General features: G+C 59.5%; 22 protein-coding genes. 9 read left to right on the top strand and 13 right to left on the bottom strand.

Annotation, left to right across the window (positions count from 1 at the left end; translation table 11 throughout):
- Positions 1 to 6: 6 nt before the first annotated feature.
- From IPM54_11415 to IPM54_11430, 4 genes are all read left to right on the top strand, one after another.
- Positions 7 to 1350: an HlyD family efflux transporter periplasmic adaptor subunit gene (locus tag IPM54_11415; protein MBK9260431.1), complete on the top strand. Its 1344-nt coding sequence runs from the start codon at positions 7 to 9 to the stop codon at positions 1348 to 1350.
- Positions 1347 to 2846, top strand: a complete 1500-nt coding sequence (locus tag IPM54_11420; protein MBK9260432.1) for a TolC family protein — start codon at positions 1347 to 1349, stop codon at positions 2844 to 2846. Before IPM54_11415 ends, IPM54_11420 begins: the two co-directional genes overlap by 4 nt.
- Positions 2847 to 2982: 136 nt before the next feature.
- Positions 2983 to 3561 carry a hypothetical protein gene (locus IPM54_11425; GenBank protein MBK9260433.1) on the top strand — a complete coding sequence of 193 codons (579 nt, stop codon included), beginning with the start codon at positions 2983 to 2985 and terminating at the stop codon, positions 3559 to 3561.
- A 393-nt stretch (positions 3562 to 3954) separates the two neighbouring features.
- Entirely contained in the window at positions 3955 to 6306 is a 2352-nt protein-coding gene (locus IPM54_11430) for a protein kinase (GenBank protein ID MBK9260434.1), read from the top strand.
- Here the strand turns inward: IPM54_11430 and IPM54_11435 are convergent.
- The 9 genes from IPM54_11435 to IPM54_11475 form a co-directional block, all read right to left on the bottom strand.
- Positions 6303 to 7388: an ABC transporter ATP-binding protein gene (locus tag IPM54_11435; GenBank protein ID MBK9260435.1), complete on the bottom strand. Its 1086-nt coding sequence runs from the start codon at positions 7386 to 7388 to the stop codon at positions 6303 to 6305. The two genes, IPM54_11430 and IPM54_11435, sit on opposite strands and share 4 nt — an antisense overlap.
- Positions 7385 to 8407, bottom strand: coding sequence for an ABC transporter ATP-binding protein (locus IPM54_11440; GenBank protein MBK9260436.1), 1023 nt, complete (start codon positions 8405 to 8407; stop codon positions 7385 to 7387). Before IPM54_11440 ends, IPM54_11435 begins: the two co-directional genes overlap by 4 nt.
- Complete coding sequence (locus IPM54_11445) at positions 8404 to 9111, bottom strand: hypothetical protein (GenBank protein ID MBK9260437.1); 708 nt, start codon at positions 9109 to 9111, stop codon at positions 8404 to 8406. The genes IPM54_11440 and IPM54_11445 overlap by 4 nt, the downstream gene beginning before the upstream one ends.
- Positions 9108 to 9971 carry a hypothetical protein gene (locus IPM54_11450; protein ID MBK9260438.1) on the bottom strand — a complete coding sequence of 288 codons (864 nt, stop codon included), beginning with the start codon at positions 9969 to 9971 and terminating at the stop codon, positions 9108 to 9110. Before IPM54_11450 ends, IPM54_11445 begins: the two co-directional genes overlap by 4 nt.
- Positions 9968 to 10729 carry a CDP-alcohol phosphatidyltransferase family protein gene (locus IPM54_11455; protein ID MBK9260439.1) on the bottom strand — a complete coding sequence of 254 codons (762 nt, stop codon included), beginning with the start codon at positions 10727 to 10729 and terminating at the stop codon, positions 9968 to 9970. Before IPM54_11455 ends, IPM54_11450 begins: the two co-directional genes overlap by 4 nt.
- Positions 10730 to 10770: 41 nt before the next feature.
- On the bottom strand, positions 10771 to 12255 hold the full coding sequence (locus IPM54_11460; GenBank protein ID MBK9260440.1) for a GAF domain-containing protein: 1485 nt from the start codon (positions 12253 to 12255) through the stop codon (positions 10771 to 10773).
- 507 nt (positions 12256 to 12762) lie between these two features.
- Positions 12763 to 13230 carry a hypothetical protein gene (locus IPM54_11465; GenBank protein ID MBK9260441.1) on the bottom strand — a complete coding sequence of 156 codons (468 nt, stop codon included), beginning with the start codon at positions 13228 to 13230 and terminating at the stop codon, positions 12763 to 12765.
- Positions 13231 to 13232: 2 nt separating this feature from the next.
- Positions 13233 to 13976, bottom strand: coding sequence for a hypothetical protein (locus IPM54_11470; GenBank protein ID MBK9260442.1), 744 nt, complete (start codon positions 13974 to 13976; stop codon positions 13233 to 13235).
- Between the two features lie 164 nt (positions 13977 to 14140).
- A complete protein-coding gene (locus tag IPM54_11475; GenBank protein ID MBK9260443.1) occupies positions 14141 to 15160 on the bottom strand; it encodes a hypothetical protein in 1020 nt (339 codons plus the stop codon).
- A 478-nt stretch (positions 15161 to 15638) separates the two neighbouring features.
- Between IPM54_11475 and IPM54_11480 the strand changes: the two genes are divergently transcribed.
- Together IPM54_11480 and IPM54_11485 are read left to right on the top strand one after the other, a co-directional pair.
- Complete coding sequence (locus IPM54_11480; protein MBK9260444.1) at positions 15639 to 16916, top strand: hypothetical protein; 1278 nt, start codon at positions 15639 to 15641, stop codon at positions 16914 to 16916.
- A gap of 504 nt (positions 16917 to 17420) precedes the next feature.
- Positions 17421 to 17984, top strand: a complete 564-nt coding sequence (locus tag IPM54_11485; GenBank protein ID MBK9260445.1) for an HNH endonuclease — start codon at positions 17421 to 17423, stop codon at positions 17982 to 17984.
- A 106-nt stretch (positions 17985 to 18090) separates the two neighbouring features.
- Here the strand turns inward: IPM54_11485 and IPM54_11490 are convergent, their stop codons facing one another.
- The 3 genes from IPM54_11490 to IPM54_11500 form a co-directional block, all read right to left on the bottom strand.
- Positions 18091 to 18312 carry a hypothetical protein gene (locus IPM54_11490; protein MBK9260446.1) on the bottom strand — a complete coding sequence of 74 codons (222 nt, stop codon included), beginning with the start codon at positions 18310 to 18312 and terminating at the stop codon, positions 18091 to 18093.
- 73 nt (positions 18313 to 18385) lie between these two features.
- Complete coding sequence (locus IPM54_11495; protein ID MBK9260447.1) at positions 18386 to 19219, bottom strand: ATP-binding protein; 834 nt, start codon at positions 19217 to 19219, stop codon at positions 18386 to 18388.
- A complete protein-coding gene (locus IPM54_11500) occupies positions 19216 to 20682 on the bottom strand; it encodes a transposase family protein (GenBank protein ID MBK9260448.1) in 1467 nt (488 codons plus the stop codon). Before IPM54_11500 ends, IPM54_11495 begins: the two co-directional genes overlap by 4 nt.
- 251 nt (positions 20683 to 20933) lie before the next feature.
- Here IPM54_11500 and IPM54_11505 point away from each other — a divergent pair, with 251 nt between their 5' ends.
- On the top strand, positions 20934 to 21263 hold the full coding sequence (locus IPM54_11505; GenBank protein MBK9260449.1) for a hypothetical protein: 330 nt from the start codon (positions 20934 to 20936) through the stop codon (positions 21261 to 21263).
- Between the two features lie 485 nt (positions 21264 to 21748).
- Here IPM54_11505 and IPM54_11510 read toward each other — a convergent pair whose 3' ends face one another.
- On the bottom strand, positions 21749 to 21913 hold the full coding sequence (locus IPM54_11510; protein MBK9260450.1) for a hypothetical protein: 165 nt from the start codon (positions 21911 to 21913) through the stop codon (positions 21749 to 21751).
- Between the two features lie 224 nt (positions 21914 to 22137).
- Here IPM54_11510 and IPM54_11515 point away from each other — a divergent pair, with 224 nt between their 5' ends.
- Positions 22138 to 23052, top strand: a complete 915-nt coding sequence (locus tag IPM54_11515; protein ID MBK9260451.1) for a hypothetical protein — start codon at positions 22138 to 22140, stop codon at positions 23050 to 23052.
- A gap of 188 nt (positions 23053 to 23240) precedes the next feature.
- Positions 23241 to 23645, top strand: coding sequence for a protein kinase (locus tag IPM54_11520; protein MBK9260452.1), 405 nt, complete (start codon positions 23241 to 23243; stop codon positions 23643 to 23645).
- The last annotated feature ends 8 nt before the right edge of the window (positions 23646 to 23653 follow it).

Raw genomic sequence — 23653 nt, forward strand, 5'->3', positions numbered from 1 at the left:
AACGACATGTCGACAGCTTTGCGCCCCATCATGGATCTGGAAGGTGACGCCGACGTCATGCGTCTCGTGCGTTCGCCGCGAATCACACGCACGATTGCACGGCTCTTCAGCGCGCTCTTCGCGCTCGTCGCCATCGCGCTCGTCGTCGTGCCTTGGCAACAGAATTCGCCGGCACACGGCCGCGTGATCGCTTTCGCTCCGCTCGAACGACAGCAGACGGTGGAAGCGCCGGTCGATGGACGCGTCATTCGCTGGCACGTGCGGGAAGGTGATCGCGTGAGCGAGGGGGCGTCGCTGGTCGACATCGCGGACAACGATGCCGATCTGGTGTCGCGACTCGAACGAGAAAAGGACGCCTTGCTCGCGCGCATCGAGGCTGCGCGTAAGCGTTCGTCATCGGTGGGCGATCGCATCACGTCGCTCGAATCGTCTCGAGACAGCGCGTTGCGAGCGGCGACGTCGCGTGTGCGCATGGCGAAGGATCGCATCCGAGCCGCGGAGCAAGCCGTGATTGCCGCGAAGGCAGCGAACACGACGGCCGAGCAAAACTTGGAGCGCCAACGAACGCTCTTCAATGATGGTTTGACGTCAAAGCGTACGGTGGAGCTCGCGGAGCTCGGAGCTGCCAAGGCGAGCACCGATGTCGAACGGGCAAACGCGGCGCTTTCGGCGGCTCGATCGGAAGAAAGCGCGCTCGAAGCGGATGTGACGAAGGTGCGCAACGACGCGAGCGCTTCGATCAACGATGCGTCGGCCTCGCGTGCAAGTGCACAAGCGGAAATCGCATCGGCGGAAGCGGAGCTTGCGCGTATGGAAGTGCGGCTCGCGCGGCAACTCACGCAAGCCGTCAAAGCGCCACGAAGCGGCACCGTGCTGCGTGTCGTCGCAAAGCAGGGCGGCGAAATCGTGAAGACGGGCGAAGTGCTCTTGTCCATCGTGCCGGACACCGACGAAGCAGCGGTCGAGCTGTGGGTCGATGGCAACGACGTGAACCTCGTCGCTCCGGGGCGAAACGTTCGTCTGCAATTCGAAGGCTGGCCGGCGATTCAGTTCTCGGGTTGGCCCTCGGTCGCGGTGGGCACGTACGGCGGCACCGTGGCGTTCGTCGATGCAACCGACGATGGCCACGGAAGGTTTCGTGTTCTCGTCGTACCGAGCGGTCCCGATGATTGGCCCTCAAAACAATACTTGCGTCAGGGCACTCGAGCCAACGGGTGGATTCTGCTCGATCGCGTTTCGCTCGGTTACGAATTGTGGCGGCAATTCAACGGCTTCCCGCCGTCCTGGCCGGCCGCGGCGTCGACGAGCGAGGGCGATGGCAAGGCGGCGGAGAAAGGACAAACCAAGTGAGTCACCGACATTTGCTTGCATCGCTACGCCTCGCATCGTTTGGAAAAGCGCCGCTCGTTTGGTTTGTCCTGGCACTCGTAGCAAGCTCGTCTGCGCTGGGAGAAACGGCGCGCGCTTCGGACGAGACGCCTCGTGCCGACACGGCGGCGAGCGGTGCATCATCGGACGTGCTCGCGCTGAGCGATGTGGTCCGTTCGGTCGAACAGCGGTTTCCATCGATCTTGGCGGCCGAGCAGGATCGCATCGCGGCAGAAGGCGAGCGACTTGCGGCGGCGGGCGGATTCGATCCGTCATGGCGCTCGACGGGCGTAGCAACGCCCATCGGTGGGTATCCATCGGGGCGTTTCGACACGGTGGTCGAGCAACCGCTTCCGTTCTGGGGCTCGAGCGTGTTTGCGGGGTACCGCCTGGGGCTCGGCGAGTTTGCCGTGTACGACGGCAAGCTCGCGACGAATCGGTACGGCGAAGTGCGTGCAGGCGCGCGCATCAACCTCTTGCGCGACGGTCCGATCGACCGGCGACGAGCGAGCATTCAACGCAGCGAGATCGGCGTGGACGTTGCAGCGCGAGGTGTCGATCAGCAGCGACTGGACGCCGTGCGGCTTGCGTCGTTTCGTTACTGGGACTGGGTTGGTGCGGGCCGCAAAGTGGCGCTTGCGCGAGCATGGCTCGAGCTTGCGCGCACGCGTAACGCAGGGCTTGCAAAACGCGTCGAAACAGGGGACTTGGCAGACATGGAGCGTCAGGACAATCAACGCTCCATCTTGCAGCGCACGGCGTCGGTCATCTCGGCAGAGCGCGCGCTCGAGCAAGCTGCGATCGAGCTGTCGATGTACTTGCGCACCGAGAGCGGCGCGGTCGTGCTTCCGCGAGCATCGCAGGTCCCAACGCAGATACCGGAGCCCGCGGCTTTCGATCCTGCGCGGCTTGCAGAAGCCGAACGGTTGGCGATCGAGCGACGACCGGATCTCGCGCGCCTCGAATTGCAGAGGCAGCAAGCCGAAGTGGAGGAACGATTCGCAACGAACCAGCAGCGTCCGGCGATCGACGTGGTGATCATGGGCGCCAAGGACTTGGGGCCGGGTGATCCAAAACTGGACAAACCCGTGGTGGAAGCAGGCGTGATGATCGACATCCCGATTCTGAACCGCACTGCGACGGGTCGAGCGCGAGCGGCATCAGCGCAGGTTGGGCGGATCGATGCGCAAGCGAAGCTGATGCGCGATCGGGTCGTTGCGGACGTACGCAATGCCGTATCGGCGCTCGTGGCAGCGAGTGAGCGAGTGCGAACGACGCGCGCGGAGGTCGACATGGCGCAGTCGCTCGCGATGCAGGAAGCCAAGCGACTCGATCTTGGCGAGGGCAACGTGCTGCTCGTGAATTTGCGCGAGCAAGCGGCGCTCGACGCGAGCATTCGGTACGTGGACGCGCTCATCGACTGGCACAAGGCGATGGCGGCGTACCGGGCCGCGACCGCGTCGCCTGGTGAGAACTGAGCGAGGTTCCGCGACGTAACCTGGGGTTTCGAGGCCGAAGATCGACCGAATGGGGGGCCGCCTAACGAACTTTCGGCCTTGGGCCAAATTTTTGGGAGGACGAACGGCCTTCTGCATGTAAACTGCGGCCTCCAACATGCCGACAGCTCGCCGACGCCTCGAAAGCAAGGATATTCCGCAAGCAGACAGCCTCGAAAACGTTCGTCGCATCGTCGACGCAGTCGTCGATGGCCTGAGAACGAAAGCGGAAGTCTCCGAACGAACTGGGATCAACCCTCGCCACGTACTCTACGGTCTCCACACGGCCCGCGTTCTCGGGTTCGTCAACGAGGACGAAGGCGGCGGCTTCAGCGCGACCGAATTGGGCAAAGCGCTGCATGCCCTCACGCCGAACGGGACCGAGGAGTGGGAGCGTTTTCGCACCGCCATTCAGGAAAGCGAAATCATCGGCGCGATTGCGCCACAGCTCTTGTCCTCCAAACCGCCCGCACAGGACGCCATCACGCAAAAGATCGTCAAGGCGACTGGTTTGTCCGACTCGACCGCGGGCAGGCGCGCCCAAACGCTCATATCGTGGCGGACGCAACTCCTGAATACGCCAGGCCAAGCGCCAGCTCCCGCAGCTCCCGCAGCTCCCGCTGCTGCTGAACCGGCTCCCGCTGCTCCCGAAGCAGACGCCGCACCTGTTGCGGACGAAGCTCCCGCCGCTGGCTGACCCAACGCCCTCACTGCGTTTTCCCCACACATCCAAAAGATCGTTTGTACTCAAACGTTCGATTGCATTCGTCACGAACGTATTGGCGCTCGTGCGCTGCGAATACATCGCGCCGAGCACCTTCATCGAATAGAGCCTCTGCGGGATCTCGTGGCTGTCATTGCATTGACGATGACCATATCGTCGGCGTGGTGCGAATTCGCATTCGAGATGCCATTACGATCGCAAAAGCCATGGAAAAACGTCTCGCCGCAACTTCTCGCCGGTGATAACTTTTTCCGGTTCGTTTCATGGTTTCCTTGCGTACACGGCATCAGCCGAGCGCGGCGCGCCATATTGACTCCCATTCGATGTTGAACGACGGCGACGAACGCGCGCGTCAGGAGGACGAGGGTGATTGCATTCGACAAGGTCAACCGTGAGCGCGCTGAAAACCGCGTAGGAGCCCTCCTGAAAGGCAAGTGGAGACTCGACGCGCTGCTCGGTGTCGGCGGAATGGCGGCCGTGTACGCAGCAACGCACCGAAACAAGAGCCGCGTGGCCATCAAAGTGCTCCACGGCGACCTCGCTTCCGAACCGTCCGTTCGCGCAAGATTCCACCACGAAGGATATGCAGCCAATGCCGTGGGCCATCCGGGAACGGTGCGTGTTCTCGACGATGACGAGACCGATGATGGTCTCGTTTTTCTCGTGATGGAACTGCTCGAGGGCGAGACGTACGACCGAATTGCGCAACGACGCGGCGGCAAGCTGCCGACCCCCGACGTGCTCGTCGCGGCGCACGCAGTGCTCGACGTGCTGGTCGCTGCCCACGAGAGACGCATCCTGCACCGCGATCTAAAACCGGAAAACATATTCCTGACGAATGGCGGCACCATCAAGGTGCTCGACTTCGGGCTTGCCCGGGTGCTCGAGTCAGCCATTCAGCAGGGTCGTCTCGTGACGAGCTTTGGCACGACGATGGGGACACCGGGGTTCATGTCGCCCGAGCAAGCGCGAGGCGAATGGGACCATGTGGATGCCACGAGCGATCTTTGGGCGCTCGCAGCAACGATGTTCACGCTGCTGACGGGGAGGTTGGTGCACGAGGCGCAAAACTTGACGGGCAGTTTGATCATGGCGGCGACCAAGCCGGCCATTTCGTTGGGTGTTCTTGCGCCACAGACACCTCGGGCAATCATTGAAATCGTCGACCGGGCGTTGAGCTTCGACAAACCCAAGCGATTCACGGATGCTGCGGCCATGCGCAGCGCCGTTGCCGATGCCATGCGCGAGGCCGCCTCGAGCACCGTGCATGACTCGGCCAGCGGAGCGACGGGCCGTGTGGAAGCGGAGACCATCAGCGAGCAGAGTGGCGGCGCGAGCCCCGCTATCTCGCCTCCGCCAGCCCGCATCAGCTCGATCGAGAAATTCATCAACGGGGTGAGCGAGGACAAACCCAGGGTCAATCAGACGCCGGGGCGTTTGCCTGTCATCGGCGCGGGTTCCACTCGAGGCACCGGGCCGCTCCTCGAGCACCCGGCTCCAGCGACCGGCCCACGGCACGATTCTCCCGTCCTCACGCCCGTTGCAACGGATCGCCGTACGCCACAGGTGACGATGCCGCGACAAACCCCGCACCGAAGCGCCGCACCGCCTTCGGACCGACCTGAAATCGTTTCGCCGGTGGAGATTGCGAAGGACACGTATTGGGTCGGCAAGCGCGATCCCAGAAGTATTTTTCACGCCAATCCGTATCTGAGAATCTTTCGACCTCAAAAGGGTTCCGGAGCGTCGGCGCCATTCAATTTGCTCGTGGACCCCGGCAGCAGCTCCGATTTCGCCGTCGTTTCCGCCAAAATCGCGACGCTCATCGGCGGGATGAACAAAGTATCGACATTGTTCATCAATCATCAGGATCCGGACGTCGGTTCGAGCGCATCCGTCATTTGCGCCAAATATGCCCCACAAGCATCGATCGTGTGTTCCGAATCGACGTGGCGCCTCATCGTGCACCTGAATCTGCCCCCCGAACGATTCATCGACACAGCTCGTTTCCCGCGTGGTTTCGACGTTCCCACGGGACACACCTTGCTCCCCGTCCCGAGTCCATTTTGTCATTTCCGCGGCGCCGTGATGCTTTACGACCCCGAAACGCGCGTGCTCTTCACGGGCGACCTTTTTGGCGGGCTCACGCCGCTCGAAGCGTATGGCCTTTGGGCCGATGAATCCGATTGGCCCGGAATGCGCGCGTTTCACCAGACGTACATGCCCACCAATCGCGTGCTGACACGCGCAATGGACGCGATCCGTGCCCTCGATCCGCCCGTGGAAATCATTGCGCCGCAACACGGACGCCTATTGCGTGGGCCCATTCTCGCGCGCTTCATCGAACGGCTGTCGCGTCTTCCCGTGGGCCTCGACGTGCTCGACGACGTCATGGATGCCGAAACGCAGGCTGCGTGGAACACCGTGCTTCGCCGCGTGATGCGAACGGCTCGAATGGTGCTTGGGCACGATGTTCAAGAGACGCTGGCCGAAAACACGGAATTGCGAGGTGCCATCAAATTCGATGGCGAAAATGCCGAAGTCACGGCCCTCGGACGCTGGACGTTGGGTATCGTCGTCGACGCGCTCACGGCGGGACAAACCCCGACCATTGCGAGCCCCATCAAGCTCGAGGCCGTTCTCGCCTGCGAAGAGCTCGAATTGCCCAGCCCCGATTTGCGCATCGAAGACACGGACGACGTGCCGAATGCGTTTTAATTGGCCGTAGCCACCTCGTCCGCTTTGCTGCTCGTCCCCTCGCCCGCCATTTCATCCATTCCTTCTGGATGAAAACACGCCACGCGATGATGACTCCCGGGCACGATTTCCATGAGCTCGGGCATCTCCACGTCGCAACGACCCTTCTCCGCACGCGGACAACGCGTGTAAAACACGCACCCGCGCGGCGGATCAACCGCACTCGGCGGCTCTCCCATGAGCACGCGCCTCGGCCGCTCCCGATGACCTTCCGCATTGCCTTCCTTGGGCAATGCCCCAAAGAGCGCATGCGTATAAGGATGAAGCCGGCGCTCGGAAACTTCCCTCGCCGGACCCATTTCCACGATGCGACCCAAATACATGACCGCAATGCGATGGCTCGTATACGAAACCGTCCGCAAATCGTGCGATATGAACAAATAACTCACCGATAATTCGTCCTGCAGCTTTTCGAGCAAATTCAGAATTTGCGCCTGCACGGACACATCGAGCGCGCTCGTCGGCTCGTCGCAAACGACGAAGTCCGGACGCACCGCGAGCGCTCGAGCAATCGCAATGCGTTGACGTTGCCCTCCAGAAAATTCGTGCGGATACCGGTCGAGCACGTCCGCGCCAAGTCCCACCTTGCCGAGCATTTCGACGACCGTTTCTTCGGCCTCGCGCGGCGTCTTCGCCAAACGCAACGCCGCAATGCCCTCACCCACGATTTCACGCACCGTCATGCGCGGATTGAGCGACGAGTACGGATCCTGAAAAACAATCTGCATGCGCCGGCGAAGAGGACGGACTTCACGCTCGGACAAACCCGTGATCTCCTGACCATCGAACACGATTCGCCCGACGGTTGGCTCCACGAGGCGTATGACGGCTCGACCGAGCGTCGTCTTGCCACAACCGGATTCTCCTACGAGACCCAGCGTCTCACCCGGACGAATGTAAAAACTCACGCCGTCGACGGCATGCACGAACGTTGGTGCTCGAAAGAATTTCTTTTGGTGCGGAAAGAGCACCGACAACTTTTCGACGACCACGAGCGGCTTCGTGTGACTTCGAGCATGAGGGCGCGACTCGCGATCACTCATGCCGCGCTCCCCGTGACGCTCGATTCGTACAGGAAACACCGCGCAGCGCCGTCACCAAAGGCCACCATGTTCGGCGTCTCCACGCGGCACCGATCCAAGACCTTGGTGCATCGCGATGCAAACGCGCACCCCTCGCGCTTCGATCGCAAGTCCGGAAGCGCTCCCTCGATCGTGGGCAGAGGCGCGCGTCGCTGCCCGCGCGCCCGAAAACTGCCCGCCTTCGGTACGCTTTGCACGAGCGCCTGCGTGTAAGGATGACGCGGATCCGAAAGCACGCGCGACGGACGACCCGCTTCCACGACGGTGCCTGCGTAAAGCACCACGAGCTCGTCGGCGATGTCTGCAACGAACGCAAGGTCATGCGTGATCACGAGCAAGCTCATGCCAAGCTCGCGCGAAAGATCGCCGAGCAACGCCATGATCTGCGCTCGAAGCGCCGTGTCGAGAGCGCTCGTGGGTTCGTCCGCAACCAGAAGCCGCGGACCCGCCGCGAGCGCCATGGCGATGAGCACACGCTGGCGCATGCCTCCGCTGAGCTCGTGCGGGTAACTCTCGATGCGTTCTTCGGGATGAGCAAAACCGACGCGATGCAACAGATCGATCGCGCGCGCTCGAGACGCCGAACGCGACATGCGATCGTGAAGCCGGATCGCTTCGATGATTTGAGCTCCAATGGTGTAGACGGGATTGAGCGCCGTGAGGGGCTCTTGAAACACCATGCCGATCTTGCCGCCTCGAATGCGCTGCATGTCGCGCTCGGACAACTGAAGCAGATCGTCACCTTGAAAGAGGATGCTGCCGCGATCGATCGACGCTCCGGGCGAAGGAAGCAGACGCATGATGGAAAGCGCCGTCGCGGTTTTCCCACAGCCGGATTCACCGACGATCGCTACGGTTCGTCCTGATGGAACATCGAACGACACACCATCGAGCGCTTGCAGGCGGCCGCCTTCGGCCGTGGCATACGAGACAGCCAAGTCGCGCACGGACAAGAGCGGTGTCTCGCTGACGGAGCTCATCGCAGGTACACCTCGAGGCGCGGGCCGCGGCCTTCCGTGACGCCAAGCGAAAAGCGTGAGCCGTAGGCATCGGTTTCATCGGCGACGAGGGCGATGCCATGATCGTCAGCGCGACGTTCGGCCCAGCGTTTGACGATGGGCGTGACGTCGATGCGCACGACTCCGCCGAACGAGCCATCGAACACGCCTGCGCGTTCGGGCACGGCGATGCGAGGGACGCGGCCATCGGCAACGGCATCAGCGCGCCAAGGCTCGAGGATGGACGCGACGTGAATGGGAACGGGCGACGCGGGAGGAAGGGCATCGTGCGGAGGTTCGAGGATCAGGACGGCAGCGGAGACGTCGTGCGCGTCTTTGATGGGAACCGCGAAGTGCAAGAGCAGGGTCGACGCGCCGCGGCCAAGAACGACGACCGCGGGCAACTGTTTGCCGCCGCCGCTTTCGTCGCGGGAAGATGCGACGGCCACGTTGTCGGGGAAGAGCACGAGGCGCCGGCCATCGGCGGGGCCGACGACGCTTTGCGCGGGCAAACGGCAGCGACCCACGACGCAGATGGTGCCGTCGGCACACGCCTTTCGATCGCCGCAAACGGGTCGGCCCGCAGGCGCGTTGACGCAACCGGCTCCAGCTAGAGTCGCGATCACCGCGATGGACGAAAGGAGTGTTCGCACGTCAGGACGCACGAACGATAGCAGTGAGCTCACGGCGCAAGCAACGTCGGCAGCCAGCGTCCGAGCGTAATGCCGACCATCGCGTCGTGGGGCATTGGCTCGTGGACACGGACATGTTCCAGCTCGCGGAAAAACCCTTGCGCCGGAGGGTTTTTCTTGGTCGAATTCGTAAATCTCTTGCGAAAAACTTCAAATGGGCGTTTCGCCCAGCTTTGCGTTTGCCACGATACGATGACGTGCGTGTCGCGACGAGCGCCTGCCAGGACATCAGCGAAATCGGGGAGCATGCAGGTATCGATGACGAGCGCGGCGTAAACGGGATTTTTGGCTGCAATGGCTGTTGCGATTCCACCTTTGGTATTGCAGCCGCCGCCGGAGTGCGCTGCGACGATGATGCGCGAAGTATCGATCGTCGCGACACCCGACAGCGCTTCGCGTGTGCGCGCGACGAACCTGTCGAGATCGAACGCCGGCCAGCTCGTGACGGCATTCGTCACGGACGAGAGAACGACGGAGCTTGGTGCTGCGACGACGACGGGCGGGATCTTGCCCGTTTCCATGAGACCCGACGCGATGCGCCGAACATCACCTTCGTTTCCGCCGCCCATCCATCGATAACGAATTCGTTCGGAGTTCAAACCGTGGATGAAAACGAGCAGCGGGCGAGGTTTGGCGGCATCCGCAGCCACGGTGCGGTGAACGAAACTGCGTCCGAGCCACGCGCGTTCGGGATGGCCGATGTCCTTGCCGTCCCACGCGTAATCGATGGTTTGCCCATCGAGCGGCGGAGGGGGCGGAGGTTTGCGTTTGGGTTTCGCTTGGGCGTCGCTCGGGCAGAAAAGCGACGTGATGACGAGCGCGACGGAGGCAAGGAAAGCGACGCGTGACGTCACGCGAGTCGCTCCTGAGCGGCGTCCTCGGCTGTAGCTTCGGTCGCGGAGTCGGCGGAGGTTTCGGGATTGAGCAAGCAGTAGATGACGCCAGCCACGGTGTACGTAACGGCGCAGGCGAGCAGATATTCAGGGAAGAGCATGAGCGGGCCGCAGATGTAGCCGACGACCAAATTGGTCGCCAAAAACGCGTTGAATGCCTTGCTCTTGCGCAGCTTGATTTTGGGCAGCCGGACGTTGCTGACCATGAGAAAAGCCGCGATCACGAGAAACGCGGGGACATATTGGAGCATGCTTTCGGCCAAACCGTACTTTTCCCAGGTGAGATAACCCGAAGCGATGGTTGCGCCGAGAAGCGTTCCTGGCAAGCCGAAGAAAATGTCTTCGCCACCTGTGGTGATGTTGAACCGGGACAAACGCACGGCAAGGGCCAAGGCGTACAGGCCCGAAGCCGCCATGAGGGCAGGTTTGTGCCAACCCTCGATGTGCCCCATGGCAAGAAGGCGGTAGTAGACGAGCGCTGCGGGAGCGATGCCGAAAACGACAAAATCCGCAAAACTATCGAACTCCACACCGAACTTGCTGGTGGCTTTCATGAGGCGGGCGGCGGTGCCGTCGAGTTTGTCGAGCAGCACGCCCCACAGGATCATCCACGCGGCGAGGCGGAAATCGCCCTGGGCGCTCATGGTGACGGAGGCGAGGCCGAGGAGGAGGGACAGTCCGGTGAAGGCGTTCGGGACGAAGTAACGAAGGGGCGGCACGGGCGAGATGGTAACGCGAGTTAGGGCGATGCGTCAAAGCCTCACCCGATGCGTTCGACGAGAGAGGTAATGTCGGCTACTGTCGCATTGAGCGTTGCCACGGTGGACTCGGCGCGGTGAACGTTATCGATGACGACGTTGGAATCGTTGTTGATGACGCGGATGGCTTCGGCGGCTTGAGCGACGCCCACGCCTTGATGTCGAGCTGCGTTGGCAATGAGCCGCGCGGCGTCGACGGCTTCTCCAATGAATCGGTTGAGGATTTCGATTCGCTCGCCAGCTTGCTTCGCAAGCGCCACACCTTCATCGGCCTTGGCCGACCCGTCGTCCATTGCAGCCACGGCAGCTTCGGTGGCGCGACGAATGTCCCCGAGAATCCTTCGTACCTGGACAGTCGCTTCCTTGGATTGATTGGCCAAACTTCGGATTTCGTTGGCGACGACGGAAAACCCTCGACCATGGTCACCGGCGCGGGCGGCTTCCATGGCGGCATTGAGCGCAAGTAAGCGACTCTGTTCGGCGATTTCCGCAACCGATGCGATGATTTCACCCGCTTGCTCGCTCTGGGTGCGCAGCGCTCCGATTCTTTCGGAAATATATTGCACCTTGCCGCGAATTTCGTGCATGCCGCGCACGGTCCCTTCGACGACGGAGCGGCCATCTGCGGCGCTGTGCAGAGCCCGATCGGAAAGATCGATGACGACTTGAGCCTTGTCCATCGATTGCAGCGCCATTTGACGAAGCTCGGTCATTGCCGTCGACAATTGAGCAATCGCGGTGGCTTGGTTTTGGGCCACGGTCGATTGTGCCGTGGTCATGCGAGCCATTTCGGAGGATGCCGCATTCAAACCGGCCGAGAGCTTCGCCATGGCCGTCTGAAAGTCGACGGCATTACGCCTTTCTCGGTCGACCCGTTCAATGCGATCGAGCGCGCCCGAAACGAGCTTTCCGACGTTGCGCAAAGCATCGATGCGCGCGGTGTTGAGCTGCAACGTACGCATCACGAAGAAGTCCATGGTGCCAACCAGCTCGTCGCGCATCAGGATGGGAAAACAGACGCCGCTCTTGACGCCCATCTGCTTTGCCACGGGCGCGCGCGCGCAGTCCGACATGTCGCCGATGTCTTCTACGAAGAAGAGATCGCGCTGTTTCCAAGCTCGACCATTGAACCCCACGCCTTCGGCGAAGGTCGACGAGATGGTGACTTGCCGAAACGCTTCGCTCACGTCTCCCGAATCGAGCGCGAACCGAAGCACCTGCGCCTCGCGATCGAGCGTCCAGAACGAGCCGTATGCCCAGCCAAACTCGCGCCGTACGGCATCGAGCGCCGCTTCGACGGCAGCGCGAAACGAGCTCGCTTCGCTCACGACATTGAGCACGCTCACGATGGCCGCCGTGTTGGCGGTCGCTTCCGCGAGCTGCTGTTCGAGGCGCACGATGCGGTCGTCCCCATCGGACATTGCATCCGCAAGCTGCTCCTCGAACCGAGCGAATGTCGGTGATTTCTCGTCGTGCTTATCCGTCATGCCACTCCTCGGAATTCGACTCGGTCGAAGCTAACACAGAGAACGGTTCAGCCGCATGGTCGATGTGCAGCCTGCCGATAGAGAAAAAACTCAGCCCAACGGTCGATGGGCGACCTTGCAGGAGAGAAAAAACTCAGCCCAACGGTCGATGGGTAGGCTTTGCGGAGAGAAAAAACTCAGCCCAACGGTCGAGGGGCGACCTTGCAGGAGAGAAAAAACTCAGCCCAACGGTCGATGAACGACCTTGCAGGAGAGAAAAAACTCAGCCCAACGGTCGATGGGCGACCTTGCAGGAGAGAAAAAACTCAGCCCAACGGTCGATGGGCGACCTTGCAGGAGAGAAAAAACTCAGGCGTCCGGCTGTTCGGCATTTTCTGGAGATGAGTCGTCGCTGGACTTTTTGGGTCGCCCCTGCCCCGCCCTTGAAGCGGCCCATAACGATGGGAAGCGAGTTTCTGCGTCGTCTCGACGGAAGAGCCACTTACCGGCGCAGAATTTTGCCTCCATTCATTTGGCTTGCGTCTTTTTTCGTGCTTTGCGCTGAGCGGCGAGACGTTCGTGACGCTCGCGAATAGGACGGACGAGCTCCTCGATCTCCGTTTCAATCATTTTCTCGATACGGTGCTGAAACGCAAGGCCGAATCCCGATGGCACATCCATCGGAAAACCAGCGTAATTTTCATCAGACCCCTCCCATCGAAGCGGAATACCGGTCCGTTCGAGAAGCTGCCGAATGCCAATCAATGCATTTTGGAGCGCCGCCATCGAATCTATGCTCTTGCCGAAGTGAATCGAATCGTCTCCCAATCCCTCGAACATGAATGGGCATCGCCACTCTTTGGCACCAGGAGGCCATTCTGGGCTACCAATGCGAACAATGACAGTGCCCCCGACGGTATCCCGCCGTTCGAGACGACGCTCGGCGATCCAGCGCGTTCGTTTGGCCTTGGATGTGGTTTTAGCACTAGCAGGCATGTTCAATTTCCGAACTTTGCGAAGCACCAGTTACGCTTCATTTGCTCGCTCCGCAAATTTTTATCCCAACATTCGGCCGCATCGACGGAATTCGTCATTGCGTTACACAAGTCCTCCCAGAGCGCACCTCCTCCCGCGGCGGCATCGAGGCACCGACTCAACGTCGGCTTGCGTCTCCACCTTTTTACTGCCTCCACCACATCGTCTTTCGCCTTGTCCGCCACTGTCACCGTCACCGCAAAGACAATCGTGTACGCGCCAGCTTCGATCACCAATTCGCTGACGAGAATCGTCACGCCTGCGACGACGATCACGATGGGCGCGCTCATGTGCGATCGTTGTGCCGCGCTCGCCTGCTCGCGTCGATATTTGAGTGTCTCCACGCCCTGACGGAGGGGTTCTTCGGCAATGGGCATATTGCGGAAAACATTACGCATGCATGCGCCCAAGTCATAAGCAGTGTTGGGAATATCGTCAATCGTCACGTCCTCATTGCCGCCGTCTTCATTCACCTGAACGTTCGTATCGAATTTATGATATCCCGGCTCCAACTGACGCCCGTATTCGGCCACGCAGTCGCTCGCTTTTGCGACCGTGATATCTTGAAGCTCAGGGCGGTCAATTCCTCCTTTCGTCTGAGTGGCTCGGACCGGACCAAGACGACTCGCGCAGCCAAGTGGCGTAAGCCCAATCGATGCAATCCCCCAAAAGCCTATTGCTGCAATCGTACGCATACGTTGACGCATGGTCATCCACCTCGTTGTCTTCCAGCCGGCTAGTCAAGTCAAGTTTTCAAACAATTCTCGCGTCTGCCTTCCGTATGCGTCCACGTACGCAAACGACCGTCCGATGCTCCGGATGCAATGGCATCGGGCAGAGGCAAAACATCACGTTTGGCGCGACAGTCGGATCATAGCCCGATCGCGTCTCGACAGATGCTTTGAATGCCCGCTCCAAATTCCCACCACGCGGTCCCGAGCACGAGACGAGTCGGCGTGAGCGCCACCGCGCGCGGCGATGTGTAGGTGGGGCTGTGATATATGAACGACGGCTCTCCGTCTGGATAGGAGGCGCTGAAGATGGAGGCGTCCTTGTCGATCGGCTGGGTGAAGACCCAGTGGACGCCGTCGGTGATGACGCGCTGGAAGGGGCCTTCGTAAAGTTGCTGCGCCATCGTGCCGTCGAGTGATGCGCGAAAAAAGCCGTGCGGCGTGCCGTAGTCGACGTTGTAAAAGAGCGCGCCATCGCGCTCGAAAGGATGCGAGATGTGCCAGACGTCCGAGATTTTGGTCACGCCGGCGCCCTCGATGTCGAACGCGAGGAGCGCGGTCTCCGACGGTACGATGAGGCCGGCCGTGCCGCGGAAAATACCTCGCAGCGCGTCGTAGGTTTCGTCGACCATGCCCAGAGACAGCACCGTGCCGTCTGGGCGTCGACGAAACACGACATGCTTGGGCAAGTCGGGGTGGTCATTGGTCCAGTAGAGCCCCGTCTCGTCGACGAAGACATTGTCGACTCGGCCTGGAGCGATCAGCTTGGGCTCCCCGCCTGCTTTCGAGATCTGCCAGAGCGCGGGAAAGCCGGCGTCTTCGGCAATGAACGTCGCGTAAAGCCAATCTGCGTCGAGCGCGAGTGCAACGGGGATGCCGCCTCCCTGGATGGGAACTTGCGCGAGCATCATTCCCTCGCCGGTGTCCGCATCCACCGCCATCACGCGCCCGTGGGCCGCGACATAATAAATGCGTTCGCCTTCGGTGATGAGGGCTGTGACGGTCGTCCCCTCGTCGATGGTGAGGGTGCACGAGGGCGCGCCGCTCGGCGAGCTCGCGCTGCCGGCGGCGCCGTTGCCATCCGAGGGCAGGTCCGTACGTGCACCGCATGCTGTTGCCGCGGTCAATAGCGAGACGGCAGCAACGTTGCGTGCATGCATGCGTTCGCCTATCGCGATTTGGCGGTCGCGTCGAGAATGATTGCGGACATCGATGCCCAGTCGGTTCGCGCCTACCAAGCAGGTACGTCGAGCCAGCGTGCTCCTGCGTTGCGGGCATCTGTCGACACACCACTGCACCCAAACGGCTGCATTTTAGGTCAACCTTCCACCGCGGTGATGTACTTCAAACGGAGCGTAGGGAAGAGCACGCTATCGATCTTGCTTGGCGCTATTGAAACTCGTCGCGACGGCACGAATCGAGAAGCGTAACGTGTTGATTTTACGTGGCGCCACGGTCACCTCGGCGGGCCTCTCGAAAGCCTTCATTTGTGAGAATAAGGTGATTGCGGTGGGCGCTGACGTTTGATGCCGTTGCGAATCTGATGGGACACGCCTGCAACGCAGGCGGCAGCGCTCTTGACAACGTTTTTACAAACATTAGTGTGCTTCACTATTCCTGACCGGCAAGCCGTACACGATGACGAAGAAGACCAACAAGACAAAGCCCCTCTGGACTCCTCGAGTCCCTCGCGCGTTGTACTCAACGGGCCACCAGGACTTGGAGACCCGACGTGGCGAGTACCTGAATGCACCCGAAGAAAAAATTCGAGAATTTAAAGTTGATATCATTATGGAGGCCCTTCGCTTCGCTGAGGGCCTGATCGTCGCGCCATCCGTATGTACTCATGTATGGGGCGAAAATTATGTCCTGTGCCACCTAATCACCTGTTTTGGTGTGAAGGGTGTCGAGCAACTCCTTGAGGAAGGAGCGCTGGAATTCCTTCTCTGGGCCTCGCCGGTAAACTACATATCGTTGACCAGTCCGGGCGATGTAAAGGGCCTAGATCCCCTCACACCGGGGCACCACACGTCGCCCGCGCATTGTGATCCGCAAGCATCGGTTGAATTGGGCCTGAAGGGAGCCGGTAAAGTGCCGTGGCCCCAGCTTGAACGCCTGGCGAAGCTCGCAATCGAAAAAACCCATGTGTCGGCTAAAAACGTGTCACAGGATGCTGTACAGGCGGTGCGAAAAGCATATGATAGGGGTGCGCTCCGACGATACGGATTTGATCCGAGTGTGCCACGATATGACCTGAGCGAAGATCAACGTGGCAAATTGTCTGGGCTTGCAGAGGACATTGCGAAAGGAATGGTCCTACACAGCCTGGACGTCGACGTTCATGAGAGTGAACTGACGTGGAAGCAGCTCTTACGCATGCGCGACATCGTTGGCTCCCACGGAGCAGTCAAGGCTGTGGAAGCGGGCCTCCGTGTGGAGAACTTGCCGAACATTCCTGCTGTAATGCTGGCCGGGGTCCTTCAACCAAAGGACATTGTTGATATTCGTAATCATCAGTCTACGCAGGAGCTTCGTAAATGGCTCTGGGAGCAACCTGACCCCCATAATGCAGAAGCGGTAGCCAAGGCATGGTTGGCGACAATCACGGACAAACCGCTAAAGGACAAGACGTGGTTCAAGACTGTTCGGGTAGCCGTTGCAACCGTCGTTGGCCTAGCGGCTCCTGCTGCACTGGGAGCCGCTGCGGAAGGCATTATTAGTGGTGGCGCATTAGGCTACGCGCTCGGCGCCGCTGATACCTTTGGAGTCGAAAAACTATTAACCAAGCCAAGCCCAAGGCGATTCGCCGATCTGCTTCGTCAGAAGATGGCGGAGCACAAGGCCCCAGCGCAGCTCCCGCAGGGCAATCGCAAGCAACGTCGAGCGAAGAAGTCGAAGCAACGGAAGTCCACTTGACCCCGCCGTTCAGCCATGTTCGTGTCCCGCTCGGTTCGGCCAGCTCTCGGATCAAGGGGGCTGCAATTATGATGTTTACGATAGGAGGGCTAATGCCGATATACCAATACATCTCAGGGGCTAACACGGAAATTACATTACGGACGCATGAGCGCTCTGAAGCTCCCAACCAGGGTACGGATTGGGGATTCACGCTCGTTCTGCCGGATCAGCCTCACATTCAGGAGAGATTGGTGATCAATTGGAACCACGCAACAGAAGAAGACGCCCGTGTAGCTGGCGAGGTAGAATTGCGGTCAAGGTTCCGGAACGTGCGATTCGTACCACCTCTGGAGGCAGAATCGGAATCTGAAACGGAATCGTAGTCCCTTATGGCCCGTGGATTCCCTAGCGCCCGCTTCGTGCGTTCGCGTTTTTGCGGCGCCGAGCAGGAGCGGCTACTGACGGATATCGAACAGTCGGCAATACGGGACGTGAGCCCGAGGGAGCAGGAGGGCGGTTAACTTGACCCGCAAGGCTATTGCTGAAACCGTGGTTGCAGATTTGCTCGTCAAGACACGCCGACGGTGCAGTCTATGCGTATTTCTCGCTGGAAATGTAGAGCGAAAGAGAGTCCAGATCGCCCACATCGACCAAGACGCAAGCAACGACGCGGCAGATAATCTAGTTCCGCTATGTCTCGACCACCACGACGAATACGACTCTACCACCCGTCAGTCGAAAAACATCACCCGCCATGAGCTTCGCTCTTATCGAAATAGGCTTATCAATTCAATCGCTGACGGAACCATGAGTTTTGGAGAGCCGGTTATTTCGGCCACGCGCATTGCGGAAGCCACAACATCCGAGGTCTTCGATCGATATGCCTATGCGTGGTGTGTAATGTTCGCCAAAACCAGTCGAATCTTGAATGCGTGCGATCCTTTGGGGATCGCAGCAATCGATCCCGATGAATACGACGCCGAATCAGCATCTCCACGCTATCTGATGCTCCCTCGCGCACGCATTTTGATGCTTTCGTCCTCGTGCACGCTATTTGATGTCCGCGCATCTGAGCACGAAAATTGATGCCCCATCGGCCTGTGCTTGGTATTTGATGCTTTGCTCGAGGTAGCGCGCTATTCGATGCTTTGCATGCAAATTCCTCATGCACGCTATTTGATGGATGCAGGGCTTAGAAAATCGAGTCGTCGAAGGCGACGCTCTTCGGCTCCGCCGCATCATCCACGGCGGCGAAGTAGCGTTCGAGCGAATCTGCGAGCTCATTGAATTGGTCGAGCAATTCGCGGGCGTGAGCGAGCGTCGGTGGATCGAAGAGCCGCGGATCGTCACGCGATTGGACGCTCGGATGTTCGACCGCGAGCGCGCGAGCCGCTACGATGAGCGCGGCTTGCAAATGACGAGCGACGCACGCTCGGGCGCGAATCGAATATCAATCACCGAGGGAATGACGAGCGGCGGCGAGCGAATCATCGGCGTTTTCCTCCGCTCTTCGGGCGCTGTACGTGAAATACGTCGAGGAAAAGCTTTTCGTCGAGTTGCGCTGCATTGCGCTCGGCGGCGGCCGTCAAGAGCTCGTCGCCCATGTGCATCATGATGCGGTAATTGCCGACCGCATGCTCGACCAGCGTCGTTTTGAGCGCCGATGACATCAATGTCGCATTGCCCGCTGACGCAAGTAAATGATCGAGACACGCGGCAAGATCGTCGTGCGAGGCTTGTTCGAGGTTCAAGCGGCGGCGAATTCGGCTTCCGAGCGGCACGAGTTCCGGCCTGCGAAATCGATCCGGCAAGCGATTGTCGCCCGCAAATACGACGCATAGCAGCGCCCGTGAATCGAAGTCCTTGCTCGCCAAAAGGCGCAATTCGGACAAGACGTCATCGTGCATTTCCTGCGCCTCGTCAATCACGAGGACCGGGCGCATCAAGGTTTGTCCGATATGCTCTGCCCAGCGCGCTCGCAATGCTTTGAAACCACCCCACCGATTGCTTGCTCGAAGCGGCACAGCAAAAATGTCGCCGAGCTCGCGATAGAAATCCGGTACGCCACTTTGCGGGTGATCGATGGATCCCACCGCGACATCCGGCAACTGCTTGATTTGGTGGGCAAGCAATCGCAATACGACCGATTTGCCCATTCCCGGATCACCCGTAATCATGACGAATCCGCCATCTTGCACGGCGGCTGCCGTACGCAGGCAAAATGATTCGATGGCGGGCGATGCGTAGATGGCTTCGATGGGTACGTCCGGGCGAAATGGATTGAATTTGAGGCCGTACAACGTCAAGAGTTTCGACTTCATGTATTTTCCTCCGGAATTTTCGTTACTTCCTCGTGGGCGAGGTATGCCGGGGGCAACCCGGTCGCCGCGTATTCGGCAATGTATTTTTGTAGCAACGGCGCGACGCCAGGCGCGTTCGCTGCATGTTCGGTCGGCTTTGCGTCGGATTGAATCACGCGCCGCTGTCGGTCGGCATTTTTGGCCTTGTCCAGCGGCAAAAGCGTGCACAGAGATTTTCCAGTCCGCTCGTCGCACAGCTCTATCGACGACAAGTCCCATTTTGCATATCGGACGTGGACTCGCTTCAAAGGCCGATATCGCGCAGGGATCTCGAAACGAATCCCCTCGAGGCTCAGCGTGCCATCGCCTTGCCTTTGCGCCCGCGTCGTCGACCGACGAAATGCTTGACGCAATTCGTTCGGCTCTGGACTCGGACGACTCGTATTCGGCCCATCGAGAAATCGTGCAATGGGCGCTTGCTTGGTTTCGCTGTGGATGGCCCGATTGTATTCTTGTTCGACCCACGCTTGCGTCGCCTGGTTCAGCAATGCCAAAGTCAGCGTAGGCTCGCCGCGAAGCATTGCCATGAGCCGACCTTCGACCTGAGCCCAAAACACTTCCTGCTTCGCGTTTTGCTCGGGACCATACGGCCGAGTGTGATCGTACACGACTCCCAAACGCAACAACCCTTCGCGCGTTTCCGCAGCGATCATCGCACCGCCATTGTCGGCATACAGCGCCCAAGGCAATCCGCGTTTCATGATCGCTTGGCAAAGGCCGTGAATCAGCGTCTCCGCGCTCGGAGCAAGGTACCATTGCGCATGGCAAACCAATCGTGACCGATCATCGAGCACGCACAAGAGCACCGGCTTGTGCCGTTCGCCCGATGGTAAGCACAGGCTGCGGGAGCATTCATGAAAATCCAAATGCCACAGCCCATTGACGTGCTCCACCTCGAAGGAGCGCGTTTCCCGGACTTCGTAAACTTCGCCCGTATTCGACTTCTTCTGCCGGATCTTGGACGACTTTGCGCGCAAGAGTCCCTGGCTTTTCATGTATCGACAAATCGTCGAATACGACGGAATCGGATGGATGGTCGGATCCTTTTCCGCAAGAGCCACGATGTTGTCGTAATGAAGCTGAAACGACAGCCACGGAAATTGCTGGTGCAGACACCGAATGGTTTCTTTGAGCACCGCATGGACGCAGGGTTGTTTTCCTGCATCACCACGCACTTTGCGCGCGAGCGATTCCATCGTGTCGACGGGCGACGATTTCGCTTGGTAGTACCATCGCTCGATGGTTGACGCGCCAAACTTGACGCATTCCCCCGTCGTGGGATGGCGCCATTGCTTTTTGGCGAGCTCCTCGATGGCAATCGATAACTCGCCATGGTCGGGCGGAGCCGCAAAAAGCGGTCCTATGATTTGAAAGCGCAGACGAGCCCATCGCATGCGCATCGGCACGCCCTCGGATTCGTTCATAAAGGTCACCTCAATGACCGGAGCGCGACTACATTGCCGCCTCCGGACAAACGCGGACTACCTCAGAATCAGTTTTACCGCAAAAACCAAACTCTGCGTATCGACAATCGAGTATCGCATAGCGTGCTCGATGACTGGACGGCTTCGTAATCATTGCGACAAACCGCAAGGCGTGCATGAGTTGGTCTCGGGGATCACCGGAAAACCTTTCGAGGAGCGACAGGGGCAGGCGTGTTTCGTCGAGTGGCGGCATGAAACGCGAGCGTTCGGCGATGAAACCGGACAGCGATGGCAGGATGGACACGAAAAACGCAAGCCAGCGACGCTGGGTTCGTCGGGGGATGTCGAACGATTCTGCGGTGGTTGTCGCGGCACGACGAGCGCTGTCGGCGCCGCACCGCTGCCAGTACGTTGCAGCGGCGATCAAGACGATGGCAAAGACGTACACGGAGCGAGAAATAAAGCGGAGCGAGAGCGGCGTCGTGCGTGCTCGGCAGCCTTCACGAGCGCAGCAAAAGCTAATGCGGCGGCTGAACAAGGGTTCGGCATCGGCCACGATACCCCGTGGTTTTCGCGGGTAGTCAGCTCGGTGAAGTTTGCCCCCGCACGGGCATCCGGCCGCGCTGACCTCTCGTGCGATCGCTTCGTCAAACTCGACAAGCGTCAAGAAAAACTTGACGTCCGGCAAAAGGCCGTGCCACATAGGACTCCTCCGTTTGTTCGCAACTTCGGAGTCCAGCCCTCTCGAGGAACTTTTTCAAGCTCTTTGAGGGGGCTGTGGTTTGTCCATCACGAAGCGTGCTTGGAGGAGGCCGGGGGAGCATCGGTTTTGTTGGTGGGGCTGAGCCGAAGCATACGACATCGTCACTCGCCTGCGAATGGCGAATGGACAGGTGGATATCCGGCTTATGTGTCGGGACGTGTTCGCTAAATGGTTTTCGCCGGACCTCGCTGATTCCTACAAGCACTATGACAAGATGGCTCAGTCAGTTCAGCAGGTGTGGGAGCACTACACGACAATTACAGCCCACTACGAACAAAGATCAACTTCGGATGCTCAATGGAGCTAATAAGTCGGAGCGACACCATGATATCCATCAGAGTAGAAGGGAAGCCCCTCCAATTCGGTCGCTACGAAGTTGAAGTGCCGTGTCCTCGATGCCGACTCCATGTATGGATGCGATTCGATCAGGTTCTCCATCATGACATTCTTGTCTGTCGTGGTTGCCATGCCAATATCGTACCCGATGATCATTTGGGCGGATTACGCCGCTCCGTGCGCATGCTAGACAATGCTTTCAACTCTTTATTGAGGAGTTTCCGCTAATGGACCCCGAACTCCTGCAACGCACGAGGTATATCCTTCGTGCAAGATTTCGTCGCACCCAAACTTGCCCAACGGCGATGCTCCAGAGCACATGTGAACAACTCCTGCAATGGCTGACAAGCACGCCCGTGACAGCGGCACAAATTCACGGCATAAAGACCCGCCCTTCTGCGGCCGCGGAGGCGGTTCGAACGATTGCGGCAGATCTAAAATCACGAAACCTAGAGAATACAAGTGGCGGTATACCCTTTTACACGCCGGTCTCCTACTCTGCGAGCAACATTGAGGACCATGCGGCGATGTGCCTCGCCGTCCTTGAGACTCTGGCACAAACGAAGCCATTCGACCCTTTCTTGACTCGCTGTCTTGCGGAGCACTTAAACCAGGACGACCACATCAAAATCGACGATGCGGTCCAAGTTCTGCGAGATGTCGCGTTGGATGGACTGTTCGAGCATCTTGATGAGCATCTCGACTCACGAAACATCCTTCTGATACTCCTGCAGAAGTATAAGCAGCGTAGCGAGTGGTTCCGCCGGGACCGACTTCGAAGAGTCGCGGGAGACGGACTTGAGGGGAAGCTAGGCGAACGGGCACTTGCGGCGGACCTGTACGAGTATCTGCTTGATCAGAGCGTGGAGTTTTTTGTTGAGCCAGCCTCTGGGGCGGGCGAAGCCGACATCGTATTGCGCGAGCCCAACGGCAAGTACATTGTTGTGGACGCCAAATACATAAAGGCGGAAGACGCTCCCTCCGAAGTAAAGCGCAAGCTCGCCTCCGGGTTTCACCAAGTTGCACGCTACTGTGACGACTATAACGAGCCTGCTGGATACTTGGTTGCCTACTCCGAGTCACGGCGACGCTTGGCGGTCGAGCTCGCCGAGAGCGATGGATGGCGGCTTCTGCCAGCCGGCGGAAAACTTATCTACTTTGTCGAGATCGGCATCGCAGACTCTCCATCGGCTAGCAAGCTTGGCCGAGCCGACGAGATCGTCGTGTCCGCGGAAGAACTGATTGCCAGGCACAGCCACAATGAGGACTAGCTCTAGTACGTATCCGTTCTGCCAGCACCGACATGGCCCGCCCTGTCGCCAATGCGTAATGTACCGACGCAATGCCGCGACGAACCACGACAGCCGAGTCCAACCGCGCAAACCGCGACCGCTTTCGAACTCGATTGATGGATCAGGCAAGTCCTGTTCCGTCGAGGCGGAATAAAGATTTAAGGTTTATGAAAGTAACACTCGTCGGGGAAAAACCCATTGGGCAGGGGGCTTATACCAATGTTTGGCGTGGGCGAGACGATCTCGATCGAGACGTTGCAGTTAAGATCGTACGCCCCGATCAGCAGGATGGTTTTGATCTTATGGCGCATGCACGCCTATTGGCTCAGACGAGTCATCCTAATGTCGTGACCGTTTTCACGGTCGACAAAGTGCACGATCCGGAAACGAACACTGATTGCGATTGCATCATTATGGAGTTTGTCCCCGAGGTTGCACTCCTCAACTCCTCAGGGGCACGAAACCTCTGCAGTTGCACGATGCTCGCAGAATTGCCAACGGTATTCTCAATGGCCTCGAACACATTCATGCCCGCAAGCTCGTGCACGACGATTTGCACGAAGAAAACGTGATTATTGGC

It is taken from the genome of Polyangiaceae bacterium, assembly GCA_016715885.1.
In the GTDB taxonomy this organism is placed as follows: Bacteria; Myxococcota_A; Polyangia; order Polyangiales; family Polyangiaceae; genus Polyangium.

What these genes read in the sequence shown, in the direction of transcription:
- IPM54_11510 (MBK9260450.1), bottom strand. Translation starts at nt 21,913, where the DNA reads ATGGCAACCACGACAGACAAGAATGTCATGATGGAGAACCTGATCGAA.
- IPM54_11425 (MBK9260433.1), top strand. Translation starts at nt 2,983, where the DNA reads ATGCCGACAGCTCGCCGACGCCTCGAAAGCAAGGATATTCCGCAAGCA.
- IPM54_11520 (MBK9260452.1), top strand. Translation starts at nt 23,241, where the DNA reads ATGAAAGTAACACTCGTCGGGGAAAAACCCATTGGGCAGGGGGCTTAT.
- IPM54_11470 (MBK9260442.1), bottom strand. Translation starts at nt 13,976, where the DNA reads ATGCGTCAACGTATGCGTACGATTGCAGCAATAGGCTTTTGGGGGATT.
- IPM54_11495 (MBK9260447.1), bottom strand. Translation starts at nt 19,219, where the DNA reads ATGAAGTCGAAACTCTTGACGTTGTACGGCCTCAAATTCAATCCATTT.
- IPM54_11440 (MBK9260436.1), bottom strand. Translation starts at nt 8,407, where the DNA reads ATGAGCTCCGTCAGCGAGACACCGCTCTTGTCCGTGCGCGACTTGGCT.
- IPM54_11435 (MBK9260435.1), bottom strand. Translation starts at nt 7,388, where the DNA reads ATGAGTGATCGCGAGTCGCGCCCTCATGCTCGAAGTCACACGAAGCCG.
- IPM54_11480 (MBK9260444.1), top strand. Translation starts at nt 15,639, where the DNA reads ATGACGAAGAAGACCAACAAGACAAAGCCCCTCTGGACTCCTCGAGTC.
- IPM54_11415 (MBK9260431.1), top strand. Translation starts at nt 7, where the DNA reads ATGTCGACAGCTTTGCGCCCCATCATGGATCTGGAAGGTGACGCCGAC.
- IPM54_11505 (MBK9260449.1), top strand. Translation starts at nt 20,934, where the DNA reads ATGAAACGCGAGCGTTCGGCGATGAAACCGGACAGCGATGGCAGGATG.
- IPM54_11500 (MBK9260448.1), bottom strand. Translation starts at nt 20,682, where the DNA reads ATGAACGAATCCGAGGGCGTGCCGATGCGCATGCGATGGGCTCGTCTG.
- IPM54_11475 (MBK9260443.1), bottom strand. Translation starts at nt 15,160, where the DNA reads ATGCATGCACGCAACGTTGCTGCCGTCTCGCTATTGACCGCGGCAACA.
- IPM54_11460 (MBK9260440.1), bottom strand. Translation starts at nt 12,255, where the DNA reads ATGACGGATAAGCACGACGAGAAATCACCGACATTCGCTCGGTTCGAG.
- IPM54_11465 (MBK9260441.1), bottom strand. Translation starts at nt 13,230, where the DNA reads ATGCCTGCTAGTGCTAAAACCACATCCAAGGCCAAACGAACGCGCTGG.